The 2,851-nt window shown below is 41.6% G+C and carries 2 protein-coding genes; both read right to left on the bottom strand.

Annotated elements, in window-relative coordinates; all coding sequences use genetic code 11:
• Positions 1-358: 358 nt before the first annotated feature.
• Positions 359-976 (bottom strand): AAA family ATPase, encoded by a 618-nt coding sequence (locus QUB61_RS38770; protein WP_333136707.1) that lies wholly within the window; start codon positions 974-976, stop codon positions 359-361.
• Positions 977-1,185: 209 nt separating this feature from the next.
• On the bottom strand, positions 1,186-2,427 hold the full coding sequence (locus QUB61_RS38775) for a hypothetical protein (RefSeq protein WP_333136709.1): 1,242 nt from the start codon (positions 2,425-2,427) through the stop codon (positions 1,186-1,188).
• Positions 2,428-2,851 lie beyond the last annotated feature (424 nt).

Below are 2,851 nucleotides of genomic sequence, written 5' to 3' on the forward strand. Positions count from 1 at the left end.
TAGGGGATATGCTTTTACCGCTGCACTTGCGGACTAGGACTTGGGATGACCCGCACCTAGATGTGTATTTAGTTGTTCTAACCGATTGGTTAGACTAACCGTCCCTGAATATCTCTATTCATTTGGGTTAAACGAATCGCACTCTGATAAGGTGATTGTAGTATTTGGCTCGTTTGTTAGTCCAGCACAGAATTCTGAAACGATCGAAATTTTGACTAAATTCTAGATCGATCGTTTTGACAGCATATTGTAGCAGCGTTTCTGATTTAACTTTGAATGCACCGTTTGACTTGTCTCCTTTTTTGTATTTAGAGTGTGGCAAAAATATGTCTGCTTTGCTATTGACAAAAGAGCGGCATTATGTTATGAAATCGAGCACAGGGCTTTCCCCTGCTTGCCTGACAACTTTGGTCAGTACAGCTTTATTGGTAATGCTGAAAGCAGGCGACTTTTTGTCTCCTACAGGATTGAGTTGAGCGGGGTCGCCCATTAAAATTAGCTTGCGGTGATTGAAGAATGTGCGTTCAAAATTGCGTTCTATCCATTTCCACAATTCGCTTCCAACCATCGAACATTCGTCGAGGAAGATGATATCGTAGAGGTGAAGGCTGCTGGAACTTGTCTGTGACAAGGCTTTTTCTTGTTCTTTTCTGACCATGCCCAATCCTAAAAGCTGGTGTATTGTCATAAAATCAACTCCGAAAATGCCTTGAGACGCTGCCATTTTTCTGAGGATGCCGACTGCTTTGTTAGTAGGTGCTGTGAGGGCAATGCGTTTGCTTTGACTCAAGAGTTCTTGGATAATTTGAAAGACTATTGTGGATTTTCCAGTTCCTGCGTAGCCGCACAGCAAGAAGAATGACTCGGTAGTGGTTAGAAAGGTTCTCAATTTGTCGAGGGCTTGCTGCTGTTGCGGTTTGAGCGTGAAGGGAAATTGTGTAACTTTTTGGGGTTGTTCTAGTAAGGCTTGAATCATTAGTTAGCGTCCATTACTAATTTGATCAACCTCTGATTAAGCGTTAGCTTGATGGCGGAGTCTTTCAAGAGTAGGTTTTTTAGATTCCGGGCAAGGAAGATTCCTAAGTCTTGTTAATAAAAATTTTAAGACAAATAGGAAATTTTTCTGTTTTTTGTTCCACCAAAAAAGCACCGTCCACACCCTACGAAGTGCTTGCTACTTCCCACTCATCTCGTAAATGGCGTCCTTTCTAAATCAAGTTCAGCAACTTTGGCGAGAGCTTCTAAACGCTTGTTTAATGTTTTATGTCGGGGACATTCTACAGCGTACTCGTATTTATAACCTGTATGTTGAAGTTCGGAAATTTGGCAATCAATTAAGTTGCTCAGGTGGCCGACTAGCTTTTTGACAGGTATTAGCCACGCTTTAGCTAACGCTTTAGTACGGAATCCTATCCAAGCTCTAAAGTAAAACCTGTCTTCGCTAATTTGATAAGCCACATTGGGCGATAATTTAACCAGGGGTTCGATGCGGGCAATACCCAAACCTTTGAGTTCTGTCAAGCTGTAACTTAGGAGTTCTCCGCTGTTCCACTGGATGTGAAATGGACGTGGCTCTTCAACGTTCAAGTGTTGGACTCTCCCCATTCGTTGAACTCCTTCTCGGTGCTGTAAAATGCAATCTCCCTCTCTAAATCCGTAGAAGCCTTGTTTCTTTGTTAGGTTTTCTAACTGCTGCTTCCAGGCTTCTTCCCAAGCTATGTCAAAGTCGAGAAGTTGGTAATTTTCTTCGCTCAATTGTTGAGCTATTTTTTCTTTCAACTGCTGTTTTTGGACTGGTATAACGAATTCTAAAAAGTGGTCGGGCACTTCAAGAGCTAAATGCGTCTTAGCTATGATTCTGATATCGGTAACAGATAAATAGCTGGCGGCTTTTAATTGTTGGGGTGTCGGTATATCTATGGTACAAATTGTCGGGTAGCCGGGAAACAAGTTGATGGGAAAGTGATACAATTGGTCGAGAGCAGAGATGAGAATGTGGTGTTCGGTCACGGATTCTACTTTGAAAGGAGTTGCATTGCCCAATTGTACCTGTTCGGAATTAGCGAGTACGATGGTTGTGCAAGTTGGAAGTTCTCCAGCAGTCTTTTTAGGGATAAACTGAGGAATGAGGGAGATTGTGAGGGCGCGGATTTCGTCGAGGTTATAAGTCCATGAAAATGAATCTTCGCCGGGACTTGCGTCCCAAGTAATTGTCACAGATTTTTCAGTTTTGTTGAGAGAAGTAACAATACCGTATTGGTTGCCTGTTTTTACGATATCGTTTAATTTGAAGGGATGTTCTTCAGCACGTGCATCCGCGAGAAAAGGAAAAATTACTGCAATCACTTCTTTAATTTGAGGGGAGTGCTGCCTTGCTGATTCAGGAAAGGTTTTGTGGGGGTTGATATTAGAGTTGTTAGCATTCATAAGGGTAAGAAGTGGTGAGCTCTTAACTTCTCCCGCTAGGGGTAGCTTTTAACTTAGAGCGTTTCTCAAGCAATGGTTCTTGCTTCTTGCATTGCCGGAAATGGCTTAGCTGTTGTTAGAGGGGAGACTCTGTTGCAATCGCCAACTATACTGGTATCAGTCAGCCCTAGGAGCGTACAGCTATCAACTTTAGGATTATTACTCATATAATTAGAGAAATCGATACAAAATGCGATGGCTCCTTTGCGTCAATTAAAACTTTAATAACAAGCTCTAGTTAGTAGAGTTTAACAAACCCGGTTTTGAGCATTTATCACTCCAGTTAACAGCCCCCAGTAGATAAAAAAGGCTCTACCGAACCTAGTATGTAAAAAAGTTAATAATTTTTATAAAAATTAACTATAGAATATAAAAATTAGGCGCT

This window comes from Microcoleus sp. C2D2 (assembly GCF_036702495.1).
Taxonomy (GTDB): domain Bacteria; phylum Cyanobacteriota; class Cyanobacteriia; order Cyanobacteriales; family Microcoleaceae; genus Microcoleus.

Coding starts and splice junctions, on each gene's coding strand:
- QUB61_RS38775 (WP_333136709.1), bottom strand. CDS start 2,427: ATGAATGCTAACAACTCTAATATCAACCCCCACAAAACCTTTCCTGAA.
- QUB61_RS38770 (WP_333136707.1), bottom strand. CDS start 976: ATGATTCAAGCCTTACTAGAACAACCCCAAAAAGTTACACAATTTCCC.